We start from the raw sequence: 19,321 nt of genomic DNA, 5'->3' as shown, positions 1-19,321 counted from the left end.
AAATCCCAGACATAATCTGGGATTTTTTATATTGTCATTAAGACGGTTTAAGCCGATCTTTAGCGACCCAGGCCCACAGCATTTCACACTGAATGGGCTCTTCACCAGACTCGTCTACCACTGAGACTGTAACGAGCGTTTCGCCTTTCTCAGAGGTTTGCATCATCTGCTGCTGTTCAGCAGACAAAGTTGCTACAGCGGTCATCGCTCCTTGAGTGGGCCGTTTAAAGTCAATTTTAAAACTTTTAATCAGTACAATAGCATTTTGAGGAACATTCATTGCAGTTACAAAACCAGTAGCAGTTTCGGCAAGAAGTGTCATGGCACAGGCATGAATCTGACCAATATGGTTCTGCATGACATGATGATTTGCCATACTGACTACCACTTTGGATGCGGTTACTTCAAGATAACGAATCTTTGCTGTACCTACCATTGGCACCACCCGACCAAATGCTCTACTCCACAAAGTACTGCGCAGGCCTTTAGGAAGCTTTGAGGTGGTCTTGATCAGTCTGGACAAGCGATTATTATGGGCCATGAGGTTTCTCTTGCAAGCAATAGTGTCTTAATCTTTGAAGTTGTTAAATTGTAGTGGCAAGCCAAACTGCTGCTCACGCAGAAAGTTCATTACCTGCTGCAGGGTATCGCGCTTTTTGTCTGTTACACGGATTTTGTCACCCTGAATCGATGATTGCACTTTAATCCCACTTTCTTTAATGGCTTTATTAATTTTTTTTGCCGTATCTGAGTCAAGGCCATCTTTAAGTTTGATCACCTGGACTACATTTTTTCCTGAAGCAGTCGCTTTTTGGGGATCGAGTGCCTGTACATCAATTTTACGTTTATAAAAGTGATTCTCTAACATGCTATACACTTGTTCACATTGGAAATCACTTTCTGTGCTAATTTTAATTTCTTTATTTTTTTCATTTAGTTCGATGGAAACATCCTGGCCGCGGAAGTCAAACCGGGTTGCAATTTCCTTTTGGGTATTTTGAACAGCGTGATTAACTTCAAATAACTCTAATTCGGATACAATATCGAAAGATGGCATGGTTTAGACCTTTACAAAGGGAAAGAATATCTGAGATGCTAGGGATGTTTTCTTCATTTGCCAAGTATTGTTTACATCAAAGGAGTGCGCAATGATCCGTAAACAAGAAATTACTACATTTGAGTTCCCAGAAAATGCTGTTATCTGGGATGTCCGTGACACAGGTGCATATGCAGAAGGTCATATTCGAGGTGCGATCAATCAGCCTATCAATGATCTGAGCGCAGAAAGCTTGTCTCAGGTAGCAGCGGATCAACCGATTTATATCCTGTGCGGTGGTGGCAGTAAAGCCCCGCGTGCGGCTGAAATGCTTGAAAGCATAGATGACTCGCGTGAATACGTGGTGTTGATGGGAGGGACCCGAGCAGCACGTGATGCAGGATTGCCTTTGGAACAAGAAGGATAGAAAAAAGCGCCCCAGAGAGGGCGCTTTTTTTCAGACTATGAGTACTGTACTGTCCAGCTTCGCACAGGCTGGTTGATTCAAGAATTTCTTTGCTGTTTTAAACGTTTTTGAAACCGTTGAGGGTTGAGCTTCTGTACTACACTGGCCGGTACAGGGCAGGCTTCTTTAAATACCAATGCGGCCAGTATTTCACTGCATAAGGGTGCATACAGAAAACCTTTAGAGCCTAAACCGGAAAAAGTATAGATTTCTGTATCAGACCCCGTTTTGCCGAGCAGGGGAAAGTAATCCATAGTTTGGGCACGAATAGAGGCACGGCCCTGCCAAGCTTCTATAGGTAGCAAAGTGGCTGCATATTCTGGAAATACTTTTGCAAGAAGTTCTGCATTATGCTGATGATCTTCCGCCAGGACTTCATCATCTTCACGGCTTGGTAAGAACGAAGCGCCAAGAAGCAAATTTTCAGCATCAAATTGCAGACAATAGCCGCCATAACTGATGGCTTCCTGCATATTCAAAGGTTGTGCCGTATTATTGACCCAGCTTACTTGCCCTCGAATTGGCCGTAGTGTCGGGCAATTGCTGAGCAGTGACTGGCTCTGCCGAGCACAGCACACCACCACATGGTCAAATTTACCCAGAGATTTACCGTTGGCGTCATATAAGACGGTGTCTTGAGCTTCCGGAATAATACGTTCCACGGCTGCCTGCGCAAACTGGATCAGTGAATGTTCTAAAATCTGGTCACGTAACAGATGTGGAGAGACACCGCCAGCTCGATTAAGCCGTATACTTTCAGACTGTGTAGAAAGCGGGTGACATTGAGCAGTTTGTACTGTAAGTAATTCATCCGGATATTGTTCTGCCAGACTCAAAAGCTGCTCGCTTTCTTTTAAAGCCATCTGGTGAATCTGTAATGGCCGGAAAGCTCTAAATTGCTGATAATGATTAAGTGCATATTGCCAAGTAACTGTCATTAAATGGGTATGACTTTTTTCGATCTGGCTGAGCTTCGGATTTAACAGGGCAAGTGGATTTCCGGAGGCGCCAGCTAAAGGCGCATTGTAGTCAAACAGTTTAACCTGATGGCCACGCTGGGCAAAAGACCAGGCTACGCTTAGTCCGGCAATACCTGCACCAATCACAGCGATCTGTTTTTGCCGATGAGTTGTTTTAACAGCTATTCGGGGGGGGAGTTGCCCTGAAGACAGACTCTCTGGTTTTTCCTGCTTTTCAGTTGCAGCATCGGCAACGGACGGCTGCCAGATCGCTTTTAACATTTCACGCTTATGACCAAAACCACGTGGACGTGTAACCTGAATGCCGTGACTACGTAACCCCCGCTTGAGAACACCGGCGACGCTGAATGAAGCAAATGTAGTACCATGGTCAGATAAACGGACAATATGATTTAAAACCTGTTCTTCCCACATATCCGGATTACAAGAAGGCGCAAAGCCATCCAGAAACCAGGCATTTACAGATGCTGTCTTTTCCATAAGGGGGAACATATCATGTGCATCTCCCAGCCATAGGTCAAGGCTAAAGCGTTCTTCAGGAAATGACAGCCGGTGACAGCCTGCAATCAGTAAGGGATACTGCTGGAGCAGCTGCTCAGCTAAAGGAGCAAGTTCTGGCCAGGCTTTTAATGCACGGATCAGATCAGGTTTGCCAAGCGGAAACTTCTCTACACTGATTGCATGCAGATGGCTATGATTATCAGGTCTGACCTGTTGCCAAAGTTGCCATAACGCTAGAATATTCAGTCCAGTACCAAAACCGGTTTCACCTACACAGAAATATTCAAAGTCGTTTAAGGTAGCGAGGCGTTCAGTCAAGTCATTGCCATTTAAAAAAACATGGCGTGTTTCCAGCAGACCGTTATCTTTGGAGAAATAGACATCTCCAAACTGTCGGGATACCGGTACCTCAATATTATCGATAAGTTGCCAGTCTAAAGCAGCTGTTTGAATCGGATAGGACAAACCATAAAACCCTTTATTTATGCAGAGAAAAAGTGGAAATTACCACTGACGCCGGCGCTTGGTGTATACATAACTTGCAATAAGAAAACCCATCAATACGCCTACAGCTAAAGTTGCTGCGCCGTAGAGAAACATCTGGGCACTACGTTCACTCTGTAAAACCTGAACCTGTACAGCAAGGCTATCATTTTTTAATTGCAGTTCCTGATTTTGTGCCAGTGCGTCCAGATTGGCTTTTTCCAGTTGTTGCAAGCGTATACCTTGATCTTTGATCAGTGTTTTAATCTTGGCATCTTGCAAGGCCTTGTTTTTGGCGAGTTGTTCAGCTGTTAAAGGCCGGACTTCCTGAGGTTGGCCTGTAGGGGCGACTGTTGCAGCAACAGCCATAGCGGCTGGCCGGTTAACTGTATTAGCATTTAGTGGGGCTGTTACAGGTGCAGCTGCTATAGGTTCACTGACTACTTCAACAGCCCAGGCGGTAGAACAAAAAAATAGAATGCCCAGACAGCTTTGGACTACAACACGCATGAATTTATCCTTGAGGAAAGGCTTTATTGAAAGGCTTGACATCGATATGCGCATAAACACCAGCTTTTAGGAAAGGCTCTTCTTTAAGCCAGACATCCAGTGCTTCACGGCTATCAAACTCAACAATCATAGTACTGCCATAAAAACCTGCCTGAGGATCAGCAGGGTCTTTAGGCATCGCACCTGCTACGATCAGGCGGCCTTCGTCATTTAACTTTTGTAACCGTTCAATGTGTTGAGGACGTGTGGCGAGACGCTTTTCAACTGTACCCTCGTGATCGGTACAGCTTAATACAAATAAAGGCATGAAATTTTTGACCTGTATGACACACCTTAAGCTTCGGGTGACTTAAAGTGTTTACGTAAGACTATGAACTGAATAATGATAAAGGAAAACATAACAATCATGTCACCAAATGCCGTAAATTCTCCCCAATATTTTCCATTCATCCAGATAAAGGCAAAGAAAATATGCAGGCAGGCCATGACTACAAACATGGCAGCCCAGGCAAAGTTCAGATTCTTCCAGCCTTTTTCGGTCAGGTTGAAAATAGGACCAAATAAACGCTGGATCAGCGGTTTACGTTCTTTACCGAAAAATGGCGATAAAAGGAAAGCTCCGGCAAAGACCAGATTCAAAATAGCTGCCTTCAGACGGATATAAAAATCATCGCTAAGCATTAAAGTGATACCACCAAAAATTACGGTCATAAACAGCACAATCCACTGCTGTTTATCCAGACGGAATTTTTGCATGACAAATAAAGCACCATACACTACCAACATGGAAATGATGAGTCCTGTGGTCGCCACCAGAATATTATTGTTATCTACACCGCCCGCAGAGCCGATCAGTTGTAAAAGTGGATGTTGGGTATCATCTGGTTCAACCGTCTTGTACAGATAAAAGAAAATAATCAGTGGAACAAAGTCCAGAAGCGCTTTCATGTTAGAGTATCAGTTCTGTTTAAATAAATAGCATAGTATAAGAGATGCACGGCATAGATTTACATACACACAGCAATATTTCTGATGGAACTTTGTCTCCAGAGGCGCTGGTGCATGCTGCTGTTGCAGCAGGTGTTCATACCTTGGCCCTTACAGATCATGACAATATGGACGGCATCCAGCGGGCTAAAGCCTGTAGCCTGACACTTGAGGCTCCTTACTCACTCAGGATTATTTCTGGTGTAGAGATTTCAAGCCAGTGGTCACGTCCTGCCACCAAAAAGAGTTATGGTGTACATGTGGTTGCACTGGGCATGCAGAATCCAGCCCCATTATTGCAAATGCTTGAGCAGCAAAAACGGATACGTGCAGCACGTGCCAGACACATTTGTCATCTGCTCACCGATATTATTCAGGTAGATATTTATGAGCAGGTTTTGGCGCTGGTTGAAGGTGAACCTGACCGAATCACCCGAACACATATTGCCAAAGCACTGGTACAGCAACAGATTGTATCCCGGCCACAGCAGGCTTTTGACCGTTATTTAAAAGAGGGGAAAAAAGCTTTTGTAAATTTTGAAGGTCTAGGCTTGGCCGAAACCATTCAAGTTATACATGCCAGTCGTGGTTTTGCAGTTTTGGCTCATCCAACTCGTTATACCTTGTCGGCCACCAATATCCGTTACTTGGTCGAGTTATTTGCAGAGTCTGGCGGAGATGCCATCGAATTGCCACCGGCCAGTGACCCGACTTCTACTCGCCAGATGATTGACCGGCTGATTCAGCAGTATGCACTGAAGGTTTCAATTGGTAGTGATTATCATGGTGAAAACATGCCCTGGCTCAAACTGGGCAATGTACCTTCACTCCGCCCAGAACAGATTGGGATTTGGGAAAGTTTTTCGCTATAAACCTGTTTAAAGAAGATTATCGTCCTGTGCCTGAATTGGGGGAGGCGTAGGCTTACCTAAAGTGCCGAGCAGTTCAATTTCAATCAGTCGTACCATGGAGTCTAGCGGTAAGTCATTACTTTGGGTGCCAAACGGTTCTTCAAGTTCTGTACTCAGTGCGTCAAGCCCCAGGAATGTATAGGCCAGCAGCCCGACCAGAAATGGGGTAAGCAAACCTAAAGTCTGGCCCAGACTAAAAGGCAGCAAGAAACAGAAACAATAAACAGTACGGTTAAGCAAAACCGAATAGGCAAACGGAAGAGGCGTATTGGCAATCCGGTCGCAACCAGTCTGGACCTCACTCAGTGCTGCTACATTTTGATTCATCTGTGTATAGATGATGTCGGAAATTTCGCCTTCTTTTAAAGCCAGCAACAGTTCCCACTGAATCAGGCTCAAAGTATACTGCGGCGCATTATGGTGCTGATAAAGCTGGGTCAGTGCCTGCTGTGACATACCGCTGGTCTGTAAAAGTTCAGTAGGATTAGCAGTCTGATGACGCAAACGGTCACGTAATACATTGGCAAATACAATGACGTGCTGAATAATACGTTCACGACGTGCCTGTGGCAGTACACGGCAGTCACGGTCAAAATGGCGAGCATTGGCAATCAAAATACCCCAGAGACGCCGGGCTTCCCACCAACGGTCATAACAGGCGGTATTTTTGAAACCCAGAAAGATCGAAAGTACTACTCCAATTAAAGTAAAACCGGCTAAAGGAACTTCCGGAAAGCGATACAGATCAATATATTCAATTCCGCCTACAATGGCTGAGATGAGCATAACAATCCCAAGCGGCGGCAGAATTTTAGGTAAAATCGTACCGCGCCAAGAAAATAATAACTTTAAAACATCGGGTTGCTCGCGGACAATCATATCTGCTAAAACGTCACTGGGTTTAAGCTGATCTTTACGGCTTCAACCGGCTTTGTCAACCTTATTCTCGACCTGTTCTGAAGTATTGAATAAGCCCTGCTCAGCAAAGGAAAAACTGCATTCTGGAGAGATAATAAAATGATCAAGCAGGACAATTTCTACTAATTTACAGGCCTGAGATAATTGCCGCGTGAGTTCCAGATCAGCCGGTGAAGGTTGTGCCTGTCCAAAAGGATGGTTATGTGCAATGACCAGATGACAAGCATGCTGTTTTAAGGCATAGCGCAAAATCTGGTTAATAGATACGGCACAATGATTCAGTGAACCAAAAAATAATTTCTTGAAACTGAGCTTGCGCAGGTCATTATCCAGACAGAGCACTGCAAAAACTTCCTGCCGTTCTCCCAGCAGTTCGTAACGTAAATAGTCTAGCACCTGAGCTGAAGAGTTAAGCTCGAGCTGGGGCTGGTGGAAATATTGCTGGAGGTAACGCCGTCCTAACTCTTTAACTGCCATGAGCTGTGAATATTTACTAGGTCCCATGCCATGGAACTGGCTTAGGTCACTCAGTTCGGCATCAAATACTGGACTCAGGCCACCAAAATGCTGAATCATCTGTCGTGCCAGCTCCACTGCTGAATGCTGTCTAGAACCTGAACGCAGGAAAATGGCCAGAAGTTCTGCATCGGAAAGACTTTGTGCCCCTTGCTGTAATAGCCGCTCTCTGGGCCGTTCCTGTTCCGGCCAATGCTTGATTGAATTTTGCATAATAGTTCACTTTTCTTGTTTATTTTCGTTTTTATATTTCCAGCCGAGAGGCTTGGGTCAGCAGATATTTAATGCTATTGTGAGCGGCACTGCAACAGAGGATTACTGTTCGTGAGCTTTGATTTAAGTGTAATTTCAAATAAAAATATTATTGTCGCTGTCACAGGCGGAATCGCCGCCTATAAATCTGCTATTCTGGTCCGCCGGCTAAAAGACTATGGTTTTAATGTCAGAGTAGTGATGACGCATGGTGCCCAGGCTTTTATCACACCGCTGACTTTCCAGGCCCTCTCAGGTAATCCGGTACATACTGAACTTTTAGACCCTGAAGCTGAAGCAGGAATGGGACATATTGAACTGGCACGCTGGGCAGATCTGGTTCTAGTTGCACCCACCAGCTGCGATACACTGGCAAAGTTCGCTGCCGGTCTTGCAGATGATTTGCTGAGTACCTTATATCTGGCGACTAAAGCTCCAGTCTGGGTAGCGCCAGCAATGAACCAGCAAATGTGGGCAGCAAAAGCTACACAACGAAATCTGGCGACACTGGTTGAAGATGGTGTTCATGTGGTTATGCCAGAAGCAGGTGCTCAGGCTTGTGGTGATGTCGGACTTGGTCGCATGCCGGAACCAGAAGATCTGGCCCGTCAGGTTAAAGACTATTTTCATAAAGCCCAGCGTGCTATTGCTGAAAAATTTGGTCTGCTGGCCAGCAAACATGTGGTCATTACAGCAGGTCCGACCCGCGAAGCGATTGACCCGGTACGTTATATTTCTAACCATAGTACCGGAAAGATGGGTTTTGCTCTGGCCGCAGCCTGCTATGCAGCGGGAGCTAGAGTTACCTTAATTGCTGGCCCGGTAAGTCTGGATACGCCTAATGGGGTAAGACGCATTAATGCATCTTCAGCAGTTCAGATGTTAGAACACAGTATGCAGATGCTGGAAGAAGGCTGTGATATTTTTATCGCCACCGCAGCTGTTGCCGATTATCGTGTCGCAGAAGTTGCTGAGCATAAAATCAAGAAAGCTGGCAATGAGCTGAATGTTTCCCTGATTAAGAATCCTGATATTGTGGCAACCATTGCCCAGCAGCAAAAGCGCCCATTTATGGTCGGTTTTGCAGCAGAAACCCGTAATGTAGAAGAGTATGCAGCTGGGAAGCTGATTGCGAAAAAGCTGGATATGATCGCTTGTAATGATGTATCACGGAATGACATCGGTTTTGCTTCCGATGAAAATGCCATGATTGTATTTTTTGCCGAGCAGTATCATCTGCAAAAACGTGAGCTGGAAAAGGCGTCAAAGCAGGAAATTGCCCAGCAGCTGGTTGAGGCTGTCGCTGATGCACTGCATCAAAATGCCGCTGTATCCTGATATATAAAAAACAGTTAATAAAAAAGACCGCAAATTGCGGTCTTTTTTACAGGCTGTTAATTAAGCCTGACCTTCAGCATCGGCAGCCCGTTGCATATTAGCTTCAAACTCGGCATCAAAGTTGATTGGAGTTAAAAGCAATTGCGGGAAGCTACCTTTAGTAACCATATCATTTACAGCTTCACGCAGGAACGGAAACAGGATATTCGGGCAATAAGCACCCAGAATGTAAGGAAGACGCTCTTCCTCAACATTATCTACCAAAAAAATGCCTGACTGGGTTACATCGACAATAAACGCAGTATCGCCGGCATTGTTCGCTTGAACTACTACTTTGAGTGAAACCTCAAAATGAGTCGGATCAATTTTCTCTGCGGAAGAGGATAAATTAATATTCAGTTCAGGCTGCCATTCTTTGGTAAATACTTGTGCCCCTGGTACTTCAAAAGAAATATCCTTAGTATAAATACGCTCTAAGGCAAGTTGTGGTTGAGTTTGTTGTTCTTCACTCATTCTTTATATCCTTGATATGGAAACGGGTTAAGCTAAAAGACTATCGAGTTTACCTTCGCGCTCAAGAGCATAGAGCTGATCAAAACCACCGATAAACTGATCTTTAATAAAAATTTGTGGAACAGTACGATGATTAGTGCGCTGCATCAACTCCACACGTACTTCAGGTGCTTCATTTGATAAGTTAATTTCTTTGTATGCTACACCTTTACGCTCAAGAAGCTGTTTAGCACGTACACAGTACGGGCAGAAGGTGGTTGAGTAAATTGTTACTTCAGCAGCCATAAAATATCTCCTTAAGCTTTGGTGGTTTTATTACCTTTTACCAAGGGTAAACCTTGGGCTTTCCAGTTGCTAATGCCACCGTCGAGACGGTAACTGTCATTATGTCCAACTTTCTGTAGCGCACTACCTGCAACCTGACCCAGATTGCAGATAAAAACTAAAGGACGTTCTGTCGCTTTTAATTCGTCAACATGATTGGCGATCTGGCTATAAGGGATATTTCGACTACCACTAATATGGCCTTCACGAAAATCTTTAGCATCACGCAGATCGATCAGCATGGCATTTTTTGCCTTGACCAGAATTCCAAGTGACTGCGGTGAAATTTTGCGGCCATTTCGCTGTCCTTCAAAAATGAAAAACAACACCAGCAAAACCCCTAACGTACCAAACAAAAAGGGGTGATTCCCCATAAATTCAAGCCAACGTTCCACAAGTCACCTAATTCAAATCAAAACTGATCTAGAGTATATCGTATATATATGGTGATCAAAATCATCCCTTCAAGGGATGGGCTTTAGAAAACCGTAATAAAACTAATTTTTTTGCTGAGCCTCAGCAATCTCATCCTGCAAGCGTAAATAGCTTTCCAGACGACGGGGCAGAATTTCTCCATTCTTCGCCGCCTCTCTAAGCGCACAATGTTTTTCATGTGTGTGAGTACAGTTACGGAACTGACAGTGCCCTAATAGATTTTCAATTTCAGGAAAACCGCGCTGAACCTTATCTGCATCCAGATGCCACAGGCCAAATTCACGAATTCCAGGCGAATCAATCAATGCGCCGCTAGTTCCAAAACGGATTAAACGCGTAGAAGTAGTCGTGTGCTGACCTAAAGCAGAATTCTCGGAAATTATATTGGTTTTCTGAGAGGCATCAGGAACAATTGCATTGATCAGGGAACTCTTTCCTACACCAGACTGGCCTACAAATGCGACAGTTTCACCATCCAAGCGTTGTGCCAAAGCAGACAGATCACCTTTAGACTGTGTTTGCATGACTTCATAACCCAGTGCTTCATATTCGGACACTAGCTGTAAAATAGGATCATTCTGACTGAGCAGATCAGTTTTGTTGAGTACTAGAAGCGCAGGTATCTCGGCATCTGCACATGCAACTAAATAGCGGTCAATTAGCATCGGGGCCGGTTCTGGCAAGACAGCAAAAACGACTACGATCAGAGAAATATTAGCTGCAACCGGTTTGACCTTATGATAGCGATCCGGACGGGTGAGTAAGGAAGACCGCGGATGAATCGCTGTGATAATACCTAAACCGGTATTGGGGTCGGCTTGCCATTTGACCCGGTCTCCGGTAACCAGTAATTCTAGATTGGTACGGGTATGGCAGCGCCAGATACTGCCCAGTTCAATCGGTTTCCAGAATGGCTCCGGTTCACCTGGCTGGGTCACAGGTTGTGGCGGATGTTCAACAGGAACAGACAAGGCTTCCACTTCAAGCTGGCGGCCATAATGCTGTACCACCAGACCTTCAAGGTCATTTGAAGTATCGATTTCTTCCTGACGTGTTTTTTGCTGTTTCTGAATCCGGCGTTGCTGTTGTTCAGTCAAGCGACGTTTACGAATTAATGCCATTCATATCCTGAGAAAAACCACCTGTTAAGGATGGCAAAAATAGCATGAAGCGGGGTTGAAGTTACAGCCAAGATACAAGAAATTTGCTACTATTATTACTTTCCAAGTACATTAAGATGGTCTTTCATGAGTAGTACCCCAGATACACGGTTAATTTGGATTGACCTGGAAATGACCGGTTTAGATACCGATAACGATCAGATTATTGAAATTGCAACAATTATTACAGATGATCATTTAAATATTCTGGCTGAAGGTCCGGTACTGGCTATTCACCAGTCTGATCAGGTCTTAAATGCAATGGATGAGTGGAATACTCGCCAGCATGGACAATCGGGTCTGATTCAGCGTGTACGTCGTAGTACTTTAACTGCTCTTGAAGCAGAACAGCAGACGATAGATTTTCTAAAAAAATGGGTTAACCCGAAAACTTCACCAATGTGTGGTAACTCGATCTGTCAGGATCGCCGTTTTCTGCACCGGTTAATGCCAGAACTGGAACAATTCTTTCATTACCGTAATCTGGATGTTTCTTCAGTCAAGGAACTGGCGAAACGCTGGCGGCCAGAAATTATGAGTGGCCTTAAAAAGCAGGCATCGCATCTGGCAATGGATGACATTCGTGACTCAATCCGTGAATTGAAATATTATCGCGAGTATTTCTTTATTACACATGATAACCAGCATTAAGATATTTTTAGACTCAAATATGCTGCTGAATAGAAATATCAGTCATAAAAAAACGCCTGAATTTACAGGCGTTTTTTTAGATATTGAATCAAGATTGTGATGTAAAGAACTCTTCACTAAATTCCATCACCAGGTCAGAGCCAGCATTAATCTTGGCAATACGCATAGACAGTTCAGGTAAAATGCGCTGTACAAAGTAATGTGCCAAGGTCAGTTTGTTCTGGTAAAACTCACCAGATTTATCTTTTGCTGCCGCTGCAATACGTGCAAACATATAACTGAAGCTGAGCAGGCCAACTGCATGCAGGAAGTCAACTGCAACAGAGTTAGAGAAATCTGGTTTTTCTGATGCCTGTTCAATGATAAAACGACTTACCGCTTCAATATCAGTTGCCGCGTCTAGTGTTGCATCTTTAATGAAGTTGAGATGAGTATCCATATTGTTGGCAAAATCACGGATCTCTGCAATGTACTCTTCCAGGAAAGCACCATTATTTTTTATCAGCTTACGGCCAATCAGATCTTGTGACTGTACACCATTGGTGCCTTCATAGATCTGGGCAATACGCAGATCACGAACACATTGTTCCATACCCCATTCGCGAATATAACCGTGCCCGCCTAAAACCATTTGTGCATCCAGAGTTGCCTGGAATGCCGTATCCGTTAAATATGCTTTAGCAATTGGAGTGAGCAGGGCCACGCGATCATTGGCTTTTTTCACAGCTTCAGGGTCAGTAGAGAACTTGGTAATGTCCAGTTGCTGACCTACATACACCGCAAATGCACGTGATGCTTCATTGTTAGCACGAACATTAAGCAGCATACGGCGTACATCGCCATGAACCAGAATACTGTCGGCAACCTTGTTGGGTGATTTTATACCTGAGGCGCTACGACCTTGAATACGGTCAGTGGCATACTGGGCTGCATTCTGGTAGGCGAACTCGGAAGCTCCGATACCTTGAATGCCCATTGACAGACGTTCATAGTTCATCATAACGAACATGGCTGCCAGGCCTTCATTCTCTTTACCAACAATAAAGCCTTTAGCGCCATCAAAATTCATTACACAGGTAGCGGAGGCTTTAATACCCATCTTATGTTCAATAGAGCCTGGTCCGACAGGGTTACGTTCACCTAGACTGCCATCTTCATTGACCAGAAATTTTGGAACAATAAAGAGCGAAATACCGCGTGAACCAGCAGGGGCATCCGGAGTTTTTGCCAATACCAGATGAATAATATTATCACTCAGGTCATGGTCGCCACCGGTAATGAAAATTTTGGTACCGGTAATACTGTAACTGCCATCTTCATTTCGTTCTGCTTTGGTTTTAATAATACCCAAATCAGTGCCCGCATGCGGCTCAGTCAGACACATGGTCCCTGACCATTCACCTGAATAGATTTTTGGCAGATAGGTTTCTTTTTGTTCCTGCGAAGCATAACTGTTAAGTGCCATACCTGCACCTACAGAAAGCAGGGGATAGAGCATGAATGCCGGATTGGTCGCAAACAGCATTTCATCTGCCAATACAGTCAGCATTTTTGGCATTGCCTGACCGCCCCATTCTTCATCGGCGCCCAAGCCAATCCAGCCACCTTCTGCATATTGGCGAAAAGCTTCCTTATAGCCCGCAGGAGTAGTGACTGCACTATTATTATATTGTGCACCTTCTTCATCACCACTGCGGTTTAATGGCAGAGTCACGTTCTGTGCAAACTTGGCCATTTCTTCAAGAATTGCTTCAGCAGTTGCTGCATCTACATGGTTTAGGTTTTCATTGGCTTGCCAGAATTGTTCTGCCTGAAAGACATCATTCAGAATAAAGCGCATATCTGCAAGAGGTGCATTATAAATTGGCATAGTTCACCTGTTTATTGTTCGAATCAGTAGATTTTAATCAAGTTAAGTAAAGTGCCGTTATACCTTAACCGATTACGTACCAGATTTTGAGTATTTGATAAAAGAAAAGGACTGTCCAGAATAATGCTGTGCAGTCCTTTCCCATGAAAACTCGCTATAACAACGTTTTGTTAGAAGACGAAATGTTCAGCATCAAGTGCCATGAGTGAATCAAGGCCGCCTGCGATTACGTCAACATGTGAGCGTACACGTGGCAGGATTTTCTTGAAGTAGAACCGTGCAGTGGTAATTTTGGCATTGTAGAAATCAACTTCTGTACTGCCAGCTGCCAGCTGCTGCTGAGCCAGAAGCGCCATATGTGCCCATAGGTAAGCCAGTGTTACATAGCCCGAGAAGTACATGTAGTCAACTGCTGCTGCACCTACTTCATCCGGATTTTGCATTGCTTTCATACCAATTTGCATAGTCAGCTCACCCCACTCTTTATTGAGTTTGGCAAGTGGCTCGATGAACTCGGCAAGTTCTGCATTATCTTTGTTTGCTTCGGCAAATTTATGAATGATCTTGGTGAAATCTTTCAGCATGGCACCTTGAGTGCCCAGCACTTTACGGCCTAGCAGGTCAAGAGCCTGAATTTCAGTAGTTCCTTCGTACAGGCAGGCAATACGGGTATCACGTACAATCTGTTCCATACCATGTTCAGAAATGAAACCATGACCGCCATACACCTGAATACCTTTATTCGCAGCTTCCAGACCGGTTTCAGTCAGGAATGCCTTGGCGATTGGGGTAAGAAGTGACAGAATATTGTCAGAGAATTTACGCTCTTCTTCAGTTGCGCCTTTTTCAACAACATCAGCATGCTGGGCCAGCAGATAAACCAGTGCACGGCCACCTTCGGCAAATGCTTTCTGAGTCATCAGCATGTTACGTACTGCCGGGTGAACAATAATTGGATCAGCTTCTTTTTCTGGAGCTTTAGGGCCAGAAAGCGAACGCATCGCCAGACGGTCTTTTGCATATACAATAGACCCTTGGAATGCTGACTCAGATGCAGCCAGACCTTGTACTGCCGTGCCAATACGTGCCGTGTTCATGAATGTGAACATACAGTTCAGGCCACGGTTTTCAGGACCGATCAGGTAACCAGTTGCGCGATCAAAATTGATAACGCAGGTGGCATTACCATGAATTCCCATTTTATGTTCAATTGAACCACAACGCACGGCATTACGCTCGCCAACTGAACCATCAGCATTTACATTGAATTTTGGCACAATAAACAGGGAAATACCTTTGGTACCTTTAGGCGCGCCAGGCAAGCGGGCAAGAACAATATGAATAATATTCTCTGCCATGTCGTGTTCGCCAGCAGAAATAAAGATTTTTTCGCCAGAGATTGCATAGCTGCCATCAGCATTTGGTTCAGCTTTGGTACGAATAATACCCAGATCAGAACCTGCATGTGACTCGGTCAGGCACATGGTGCCAGTCCATTCACCTGATACCAGTTTCGGCAGATAGGTCTCTTTTTGTTCATCAGAACCATGATGCTCAAGAGTACGCACTGCACCATGAGACAGACCCGGGTACATGCCCCAAGCCCAGTTAGAACTACCTACCATCTCAGAAATAGCAATACCCAGCGAGTTTGGCAGGCCCTGACCGCCGTACTGCTCTTCAGCAGAAAGAGATGGGAAGCCGAGTTCGATATATTTTTGATAAGCTTCTTTAAAGCCGGTTGGTGTAGTCACTACACCATCATTCCAGCTACAGCCTTCACGGTCACCAATCTGGTTTAACGGAGAGAGTTCGTTTTCACAAAAGTCTGCAGCCGCTTCAAGATACTGATCTACTAAATCACGGCTTACATTTTCCTGAAAAGCCGGTAATTTTGCATAATGTTCTTCAGCATTTAACAGTTCATGCAGAACAAATTGCATATCACGTAAGGGCGCTTTGTATTGTGGCATATCGGGTTCCTCAATACTGGTTAAACCAGATTTATAATCCTAATAAACGATTTACGTGCCAGCAGCGACACATATATTTGTACGCTTACATCGTGCAATAAGTTGCACCACCACACAAGCGTCGAAGGGGTATTGTTGGTGACTGTAAAGTCAAAGAAAAGACACTTGAAAAATCTAACCTGTTTGAGTGTAAACAGTTTTTATTATTTTAAGCTGACACAAATAGTCAAAATCGTAAGGGAATATGTATGGTATGAGCAAGGAATTAAATAAAAAAGACACCCAAAGGTGTCTTTAATAGTTTTAATTTCATGCTACCGGTTTAGCAGCAGGCTGCGGTGTTAATGGCTGAGCAGTTGAAGGCTGGGGCGCCACTGTTGCTGTCCGTTTAGGCTTAAAGCGCATTTCACAGGTGCCTTCAATGGTTTTGTCGGCCATCTTGAGCTGAACGGTTTGTCCGGCAGGCTTACCTGCGCAGGCCTGCTGGAGCTGCTGATAATGCATCTGCCGTTCAGTACGGCGCTTATCCCACTCTGCACGCTGTTCCGGTGTCATATTCCGATGATGGCGTTTCATATGATGACCTCTATCACCATCTTTGTGCATCATTGGGTGATGTGGTTTATCTTGTGGAGCTGTAGAGGATTGACAGGCAGTCAGGCCCATAACAGCAGTCAACGCTGTACCCAATAATCCGGCCTTGATTAAAGATTTCATTATTATTACTCCTGAGCCAACTATATTTACCAATAGCTTAAGATTAAATAATAAAGATGTAGAAACAATGAAGAGTATTTTTGCCAGAGCTTGGTTACAATGATGAATCAGAAGAATAAATTGAGAAATTGTTTTGAAGATCCGCCGAGTTCCTATTGCCTTACGCCTGTTTCTGACCGTGCTATTTACGACGTTATTCATTACGACGCTCAGCTTGGGGGTATTACATTGGACCATGCAGAAAAACTTTGCCAAGTATGTGGCAGATGTAGAAATGCAGAAGCTGGATCTTCTGATCAGTAATCTGGCTGGTGTATACGGTTTATATCAGGACTGGGGTAATGCTATTCAGGCGCAGATTTTACAGATTGAAGGTGAGGCTGCACCAGACGACTATGACCGTCTTTCGCGGTGGTGGCTGCGCCGTCAATACGATATTGCCTTGCAGCAGCGTTATTTTCAAGAACATTCCATGATGAATGTCTCTCCCCAGTTTCCGGCCAATGAACAGTTACGGCAAAAAATGGTGGATACTGAAGAACTGCGGTTTATTGAAGAAAATTTACCTTCCGAATATCAGCCTTTTGAAGGATTGCGTTTTCCGTTAAGTGCTAACCAGAGCATGACCCATAATCCGGAAAAGAAAACCAATCCCTCTACGCTTCAAAGCGTAGAAGCTCAAGCTGGTAAAAAACGGTTCATTTTTATGCCAGACCGTCTGGGGCTAAGTTCGCGGTTATCACTGTATGATGCCCAGCGACAGTTTGTAGTCGGTGAGCCCTCTGATCAGGAAGTATCTTATCGTCCTATAGTGGTAGGTAATCAGGTAGTCGGCTATTTGGGCTTAAAACCTGTGCTGGATCAGGATGATGCTTTAAGTATCAATTTCTTCAGTAACCAGAAGCGCTACCTGCTTTTAGTATACGCATTAACCATTTTGGCCAGTTTGATTGCTGCTATATTAATGGCAACCTATTTTAAAAAACCGATTCAGCGCCTGCTGCGTGCCACACAGGAATTAACTCGAGGTAATTATCTGCATCAGGTCAAAATTCGCCGTAATGATGAGCTGGGTGATCTGGCCAATGAGATTAACCAGTTAGCAATTATTCTTGACCAGCATGAGCAGTCACGCCGGCAATGGGTTGCAGATACTTCACATGAGTTGAAAACACCGTTAGCGGTACTACAGGCCCAGATTGAAGCCATGCAGGATGGTATCCGAAAAGCTACCCCTGAGCATCTTGCTGCCATGATGCGTCAGGTCAGCAGTCTGAAAAAACTTACTAAAGATCTGGCGGATCTGGCCCAGGCCGAGGCCCAGCAGCTCAAGTGCTATTTCTCTAATGTTGATCCGTGGTCTGTGGTACAGCAGGAAATTGAAAACTTCCGGCCGAACTTTGAACAGGCAGGACTCTCAGTACACTCAGAGGGAACAGGGGCTGAATTACAATTGGATGTAGACCGATTCAAACAAATTGTGGTCAACTTGCTTGGAAACAGTATTCGCTATACAGAAAGTGGTGGAGAAATCCGTATTCATACTGAACAGTCTGATACGCATTGGAGTCTGTATGTGGATGACAGCCCATTTGGGCTCAGCGATGAGCAACTGTCACGTCTGGGTGAGCGCTTTTACCGAGTAGATGATTCGCGTACACGCAGTACCGGCGGAACCGGATTAGGTCTGGCCCTGTCCTGTAAAATTGCCCAAACCATGGGCGGAGAATTAACATTCCATCATTCACCACTCGGCGGTTTGCGTTGCAAGCTGACTTTTCCCAAATTAACCACTATATAAGGAAGCACACTCATGAAGCATGTCATGCTGGTAGAAGATGAAGTTGAACTTGCTGGACTGGTACGCGATTATCTTGAGGCTGGCGGTTTTGAAGTGAGCGTCTTTCATGATGGGCAAGAAGCCTATGACCATTTCCTTCAGCGCAAACCAAGTCTCATGATTCTGGATCTAATGGTACCGCGTATGGACGGGTTGACTATTTGCCGAAAAGTACGTGAACAGTCAGATATTCCTATTATTATGGTCACTGCCCGGACTGAAGAAATTGATCGTGTACTTGGCTTAAATATGGGTGCTGATGATTACATTTGTAAACCGTTTAGTCCTAAAGAGCTGGTGGCACGTGTACAGGCAGTACTGCGCCGTCTGGACCGCAAGGCTGAACCTGAACAAAATAGTCTTTTCAGAATCGATAAGGCGCAACAGCGTATCTGGTATCAGCAGAAATCCTTGAATCTGACACCCACAGAGTTCCGCCTGTTAGAGCTGTTTTTAGAACACGTGGGACAGGTATATTCACGTGCCCAGCTGTTAGATCATATTAATCCTGACAGTTTTGATGTAGCCGACCGTGTGATTGATAGCCACATTAAAAATCTGCGCCGTAAAATCACTGATGCAGCTAATACTGGCAACCGCCATGAGTGGATTCAAGCAGTTTACGGGGTAGGCTATCGTTTTGAATACCCAGATGAATAAATAGCAAAGCTTTAATTTTCTCACTAAAAAGCGGACAGCATATGATCCGCTTTTTATTGATTAGCTCTGGTTAGAGGCTGTGGATGCTGAGGCTAAGAAGTTGTCTGATGATCAGTGCGGTGCAGAATATGATAAGTCTGCTAGCCATATATTATTCTCTTGTCTTTATACGACAAATACTCTATTTCTTATAAAACCCATTAGATAAATTGTTTTTAGAGAAATAGTTGCTGAACAAATACTTATAATTCCCTGTATTTTTTCTAATTAGTTGGCTCTA

The 19,321-nt window shown here is 44.5% G+C and carries 21 protein-coding genes; 6 read left to right on the top strand and 15 right to left on the bottom strand.

All coding sequences use genetic code 11. The features are described from left to right. Nucleotides 1–37: 37 nt before the first annotated feature. Together B3R63_RS12010 and B3R63_RS12005 are read right to left on the bottom strand one after the other, a co-directional pair. Complete coding sequence (locus B3R63_RS12010) at nucleotides 38–541, bottom strand: DUF4442 domain-containing protein (RefSeq protein ID WP_034680273.1); 504 nt, start codon at nucleotides 539–541, stop codon at nucleotides 38–40. Between the two features lie 27 nt (nucleotides 542–568). After that, nucleotides 569–1,057 (bottom strand): YajQ family cyclic di-GMP-binding protein, encoded by a 489-nt coding sequence (locus B3R63_RS12005; protein ID WP_005018442.1) that lies wholly within the window; start codon nucleotides 1,055–1,057, stop codon nucleotides 569–571. A 91-nt stretch (nucleotides 1,058–1,148) separates the two neighbouring features. Here B3R63_RS12005 and B3R63_RS12000 point away from each other — a divergent pair, with 91 nt between their 5' ends. Further along, nucleotides 1,149–1,463 carry a rhodanese-like domain-containing protein gene (locus tag B3R63_RS12000; protein ID WP_005018447.1) on the top strand — a complete coding sequence of 105 codons (315 nt, stop codon included), beginning with the start codon at nucleotides 1,149–1,151 and terminating at the stop codon, nucleotides 1,461–1,463. A 77-nt stretch (nucleotides 1,464–1,540) separates the two neighbouring features. Here the strand turns inward: B3R63_RS12000 and mnmC are convergent, their stop codons facing one another. From mnmC to B3R63_RS11980, 4 genes are read right to left on the bottom strand one after another with little or no spacing between them, the layout of a single operon-like run. Next, nucleotides 1,541–3,448 carry an FAD-dependent 5-carboxymethylaminomethyl-2-thiouridine(34) oxidoreductase MnmC gene (gene mnmC / locus B3R63_RS11995; protein WP_286731375.1) on the bottom strand — a complete coding sequence of 636 codons (1,908 nt, stop codon included), beginning with the start codon at nucleotides 3,446–3,448 and terminating at the stop codon, nucleotides 1,541–1,543. Nucleotides 3,449–3,487: 39 nt separating this feature from the next. Next, nucleotides 3,488–3,976: a hypothetical protein gene (locus tag B3R63_RS11990; RefSeq protein ID WP_286731372.1), complete on the bottom strand. Its 489-nt coding sequence runs from the start codon at nucleotides 3,974–3,976 to the stop codon at nucleotides 3,488–3,490. Nucleotides 3,977–3,980: 4 nt separating this feature from the next. Further along, nucleotides 3,981–4,283 carry a YciI family protein gene (locus B3R63_RS11985; RefSeq protein ID WP_286731370.1) on the bottom strand — a complete coding sequence of 101 codons (303 nt, stop codon included), beginning with the start codon at nucleotides 4,281–4,283 and terminating at the stop codon, nucleotides 3,981–3,983. Between the two features lie 26 nt (nucleotides 4,284–4,309). After that, nucleotides 4,310–4,924, bottom strand: a complete 615-nt coding sequence (locus B3R63_RS11980) for an inner membrane-spanning protein YciB (RefSeq protein ID WP_005018456.1) — start codon at nucleotides 4,922–4,924, stop codon at nucleotides 4,310–4,312. Between the two features lie 44 nt (nucleotides 4,925–4,968). On the opposite strand from B3R63_RS11980, the gene B3R63_RS11975 reads away from it, so the two are divergent. Further along, complete coding sequence (locus B3R63_RS11975; RefSeq protein WP_286731368.1) at nucleotides 4,969–5,835, top strand: PHP domain-containing protein; 867 nt, start codon at nucleotides 4,969–4,971, stop codon at nucleotides 5,833–5,835. Between the two features lie 6 nt (nucleotides 5,836–5,841). Here the strand turns inward: B3R63_RS11975 and B3R63_RS11970 are convergent, their stop codons facing one another. Together B3R63_RS11970 and radC are read right to left on the bottom strand one after the other, a co-directional pair. Then, nucleotides 5,842–6,753 (bottom strand): bestrophin family protein, encoded by a 912-nt coding sequence (locus B3R63_RS11970; RefSeq protein ID WP_005018461.1) that lies wholly within the window; start codon nucleotides 6,751–6,753, stop codon nucleotides 5,842–5,844. Nucleotides 6,754–6,795: 42 nt separating this feature from the next. After that, on the bottom strand, nucleotides 6,796–7,521 hold the full coding sequence (radC, locus tag B3R63_RS11965) for a RadC family protein (RefSeq protein ID WP_005018462.1): 726 nt from the start codon (nucleotides 7,519–7,521) through the stop codon (nucleotides 6,796–6,798). Between the two features lie 111 nt (nucleotides 7,522–7,632). Here radC and coaBC point away from each other — a divergent pair, with 111 nt between their 5' ends. Beyond that, the gene (gene coaBC, locus B3R63_RS11960; protein ID WP_286731365.1) at nucleotides 7,633–8,898 is read left to right on the top strand and encodes a bifunctional phosphopantothenoylcysteine decarboxylase/phosphopantothenate--cysteine ligase CoaBC; all 1,266 of its coding nucleotides are present in this window, start codon (nucleotides 7,633–7,635) and stop codon (nucleotides 8,896–8,898) included. Nucleotides 8,899–8,958: 60 nt separating this feature from the next. Here coaBC and secB read toward each other — a convergent pair whose 3' ends face one another. The 4 genes from secB to rsgA form a co-directional block, all read right to left on the bottom strand. Beyond that, a complete protein-coding gene (gene secB / locus B3R63_RS11955) occupies nucleotides 8,959–9,411 on the bottom strand; it encodes a protein-export chaperone SecB (protein ID WP_005018466.1) in 453 nt (150 codons plus the stop codon). 27 nt (nucleotides 9,412–9,438) lie between these two features. Continuing rightward, nucleotides 9,439–9,696: a glutaredoxin 3 gene (gene grxC / locus B3R63_RS11950; RefSeq protein ID WP_005018469.1), complete on the bottom strand. Its 258-nt coding sequence runs from the start codon at nucleotides 9,694–9,696 to the stop codon at nucleotides 9,439–9,441. Between the two features lie 11 nt (nucleotides 9,697–9,707). Then, nucleotides 9,708–10,130, bottom strand: a complete 423-nt coding sequence (locus B3R63_RS11945) for a rhodanese-like domain-containing protein (RefSeq protein ID WP_005018472.1) — start codon at nucleotides 10,128–10,130, stop codon at nucleotides 9,708–9,710. Nucleotides 10,131–10,232: 102 nt separating this feature from the next. Next, nucleotides 10,233–11,291, bottom strand: a complete 1,059-nt coding sequence (rsgA, locus tag B3R63_RS11940; protein ID WP_075041306.1) for a small ribosomal subunit biogenesis GTPase RsgA — start codon at nucleotides 11,289–11,291, stop codon at nucleotides 10,233–10,235. A 126-nt stretch (nucleotides 11,292–11,417) separates the two neighbouring features. On the opposite strand from rsgA, the gene orn reads away from it, so the two are divergent. Further along, nucleotides 11,418–11,981, top strand: a complete 564-nt coding sequence (gene orn / locus B3R63_RS11935; protein WP_005018477.1) for an oligoribonuclease — start codon at nucleotides 11,418–11,420, stop codon at nucleotides 11,979–11,981. 88 nt (nucleotides 11,982–12,069) lie between these two features. Here the strand turns inward: orn and B3R63_RS11930 are convergent, their stop codons facing one another. From B3R63_RS11930 to B3R63_RS11920, 3 genes are all read right to left on the bottom strand, one after another. Further along, nucleotides 12,070–13,851, bottom strand: coding sequence for an acyl-CoA dehydrogenase C-terminal domain-containing protein (locus B3R63_RS11930; RefSeq protein WP_286731358.1), 1,782 nt, complete (start codon nucleotides 13,849–13,851; stop codon nucleotides 12,070–12,072). A 170-nt stretch (nucleotides 13,852–14,021) separates the two neighbouring features. Continuing rightward, nucleotides 14,022–15,824 (bottom strand): acyl-CoA dehydrogenase C-terminal domain-containing protein, encoded by a 1,803-nt coding sequence (locus tag B3R63_RS11925; RefSeq protein WP_286731355.1) that lies wholly within the window; start codon nucleotides 15,822–15,824, stop codon nucleotides 14,022–14,024. 309 nt (nucleotides 15,825–16,133) lie between these two features. After that, nucleotides 16,134–16,541 carry a hypothetical protein gene (locus tag B3R63_RS11920; RefSeq protein WP_005018481.1) on the bottom strand — a complete coding sequence of 136 codons (408 nt, stop codon included), beginning with the start codon at nucleotides 16,539–16,541 and terminating at the stop codon, nucleotides 16,134–16,136. Nucleotides 16,542–16,674: 133 nt separating this feature from the next. Here B3R63_RS11920 and baeS point away from each other — a divergent pair, with 133 nt between their 5' ends. Both baeS and B3R63_RS11910 read left to right on the top strand, forming a co-directional pair. Next, complete coding sequence (baeS, locus tag B3R63_RS11915; protein ID WP_034430262.1) at nucleotides 16,675–18,342, top strand: sensor histidine kinase efflux regulator BaeS; 1,668 nt, start codon at nucleotides 16,675–16,677, stop codon at nucleotides 18,340–18,342. 12 nt (nucleotides 18,343–18,354) lie between these two features. Next, nucleotides 18,355–19,041 (top strand): response regulator, encoded by a 687-nt coding sequence (locus B3R63_RS11910; RefSeq protein ID WP_005018483.1) that lies wholly within the window; start codon nucleotides 18,355–18,357, stop codon nucleotides 19,039–19,041. Nucleotides 19,042–19,321 lie beyond the last annotated feature (280 nt).

This window comes from Acinetobacter sp. UBA1297 (assembly GCF_002307755.1).
Lineage (GTDB): Bacteria > Pseudomonadota > Gammaproteobacteria > Pseudomonadales > Moraxellaceae > Acinetobacter > Acinetobacter radioresistens.
The sequence above is the reverse complement of the archived record's forward strand: the minus strand, read 5'-3'. Positions and strand labels throughout refer to the sequence as shown.

Coding starts and splice junctions, on each gene's coding strand:
- B3R63_RS11985 (WP_286731370.1), bottom strand. CDS start 4,283: ATGCCTTTATTTGTATTAAGCTGTACCGATCACGAGGGTACAGTTGAA.
- B3R63_RS12010 (WP_034680273.1), bottom strand. CDS start 541: ATGGCCCATAATAATCGCTTGTCCAGACTGATCAAGACCACCTCAAAG.
- rsgA (WP_075041306.1), bottom strand. CDS start 11,291: ATGGCATTAATTCGTAAACGTCGCTTGACTGAACAACAGCAACGCCGG.
- B3R63_RS11990 (WP_286731372.1), bottom strand. CDS start 3,976: ATGCGTGTTGTAGTCCAAAGCTGTCTGGGCATTCTATTTTTTTGTTCT.
- B3R63_RS11930 (WP_286731358.1), bottom strand. CDS start 13,851: ATGCCAATTTATAATGCACCTCTTGCAGATATGCGCTTTATTCTGAAT.
- B3R63_RS11925 (WP_286731355.1), bottom strand. CDS start 15,824: ATGCCACAATACAAAGCGCCCTTACGTGATATGCAATTTGTTCTGCAT.
- B3R63_RS11980 (WP_005018456.1), bottom strand. CDS start 4,924: ATGAAAGCGCTTCTGGACTTTGTTCCACTGATTATTTTCTTTTATCTG.
- secB (WP_005018466.1), bottom strand. CDS start 9,411: ATGAGTGAAGAACAACAAACTCAACCACAACTTGCCTTAGAGCGTATT.
- B3R63_RS11970 (WP_005018461.1), bottom strand. CDS start 6,753: ATGATTGTCCGCGAGCAACCCGATGTTTTAAAGTTATTATTTTCTTGG.
- B3R63_RS12005 (WP_005018442.1), bottom strand. CDS start 1,057: ATGCCATCTTTCGATATTGTATCCGAATTAGAGTTATTTGAAGTTAAT.
- radC (WP_005018462.1), bottom strand. CDS start 7,521: ATGCAAAATTCAATCAAGCATTGGCCGGAACAGGAACGGCCCAGAGAG.
- orn (WP_005018477.1), top strand. CDS start 11,418: ATGAGTAGTACCCCAGATACACGGTTAATTTGGATTGACCTGGAAATG.
- B3R63_RS11910 (WP_005018483.1), top strand. CDS start 18,355: ATGAAGCATGTCATGCTGGTAGAAGATGAAGTTGAACTTGCTGGACTG.
- B3R63_RS12000 (WP_005018447.1), top strand. CDS start 1,149: ATGATCCGTAAACAAGAAATTACTACATTTGAGTTCCCAGAAAATGCT.
- B3R63_RS11920 (WP_005018481.1), bottom strand. CDS start 16,541: ATGAAATCTTTAATCAAGGCCGGATTATTGGGTACAGCGTTGACTGCT.
- B3R63_RS11975 (WP_286731368.1), top strand. CDS start 4,969: ATGCACGGCATAGATTTACATACACACAGCAATATTTCTGATGGAACT.
- grxC (WP_005018469.1), bottom strand. CDS start 9,696: ATGGCTGCTGAAGTAACAATTTACTCAACCACCTTCTGCCCGTACTGT.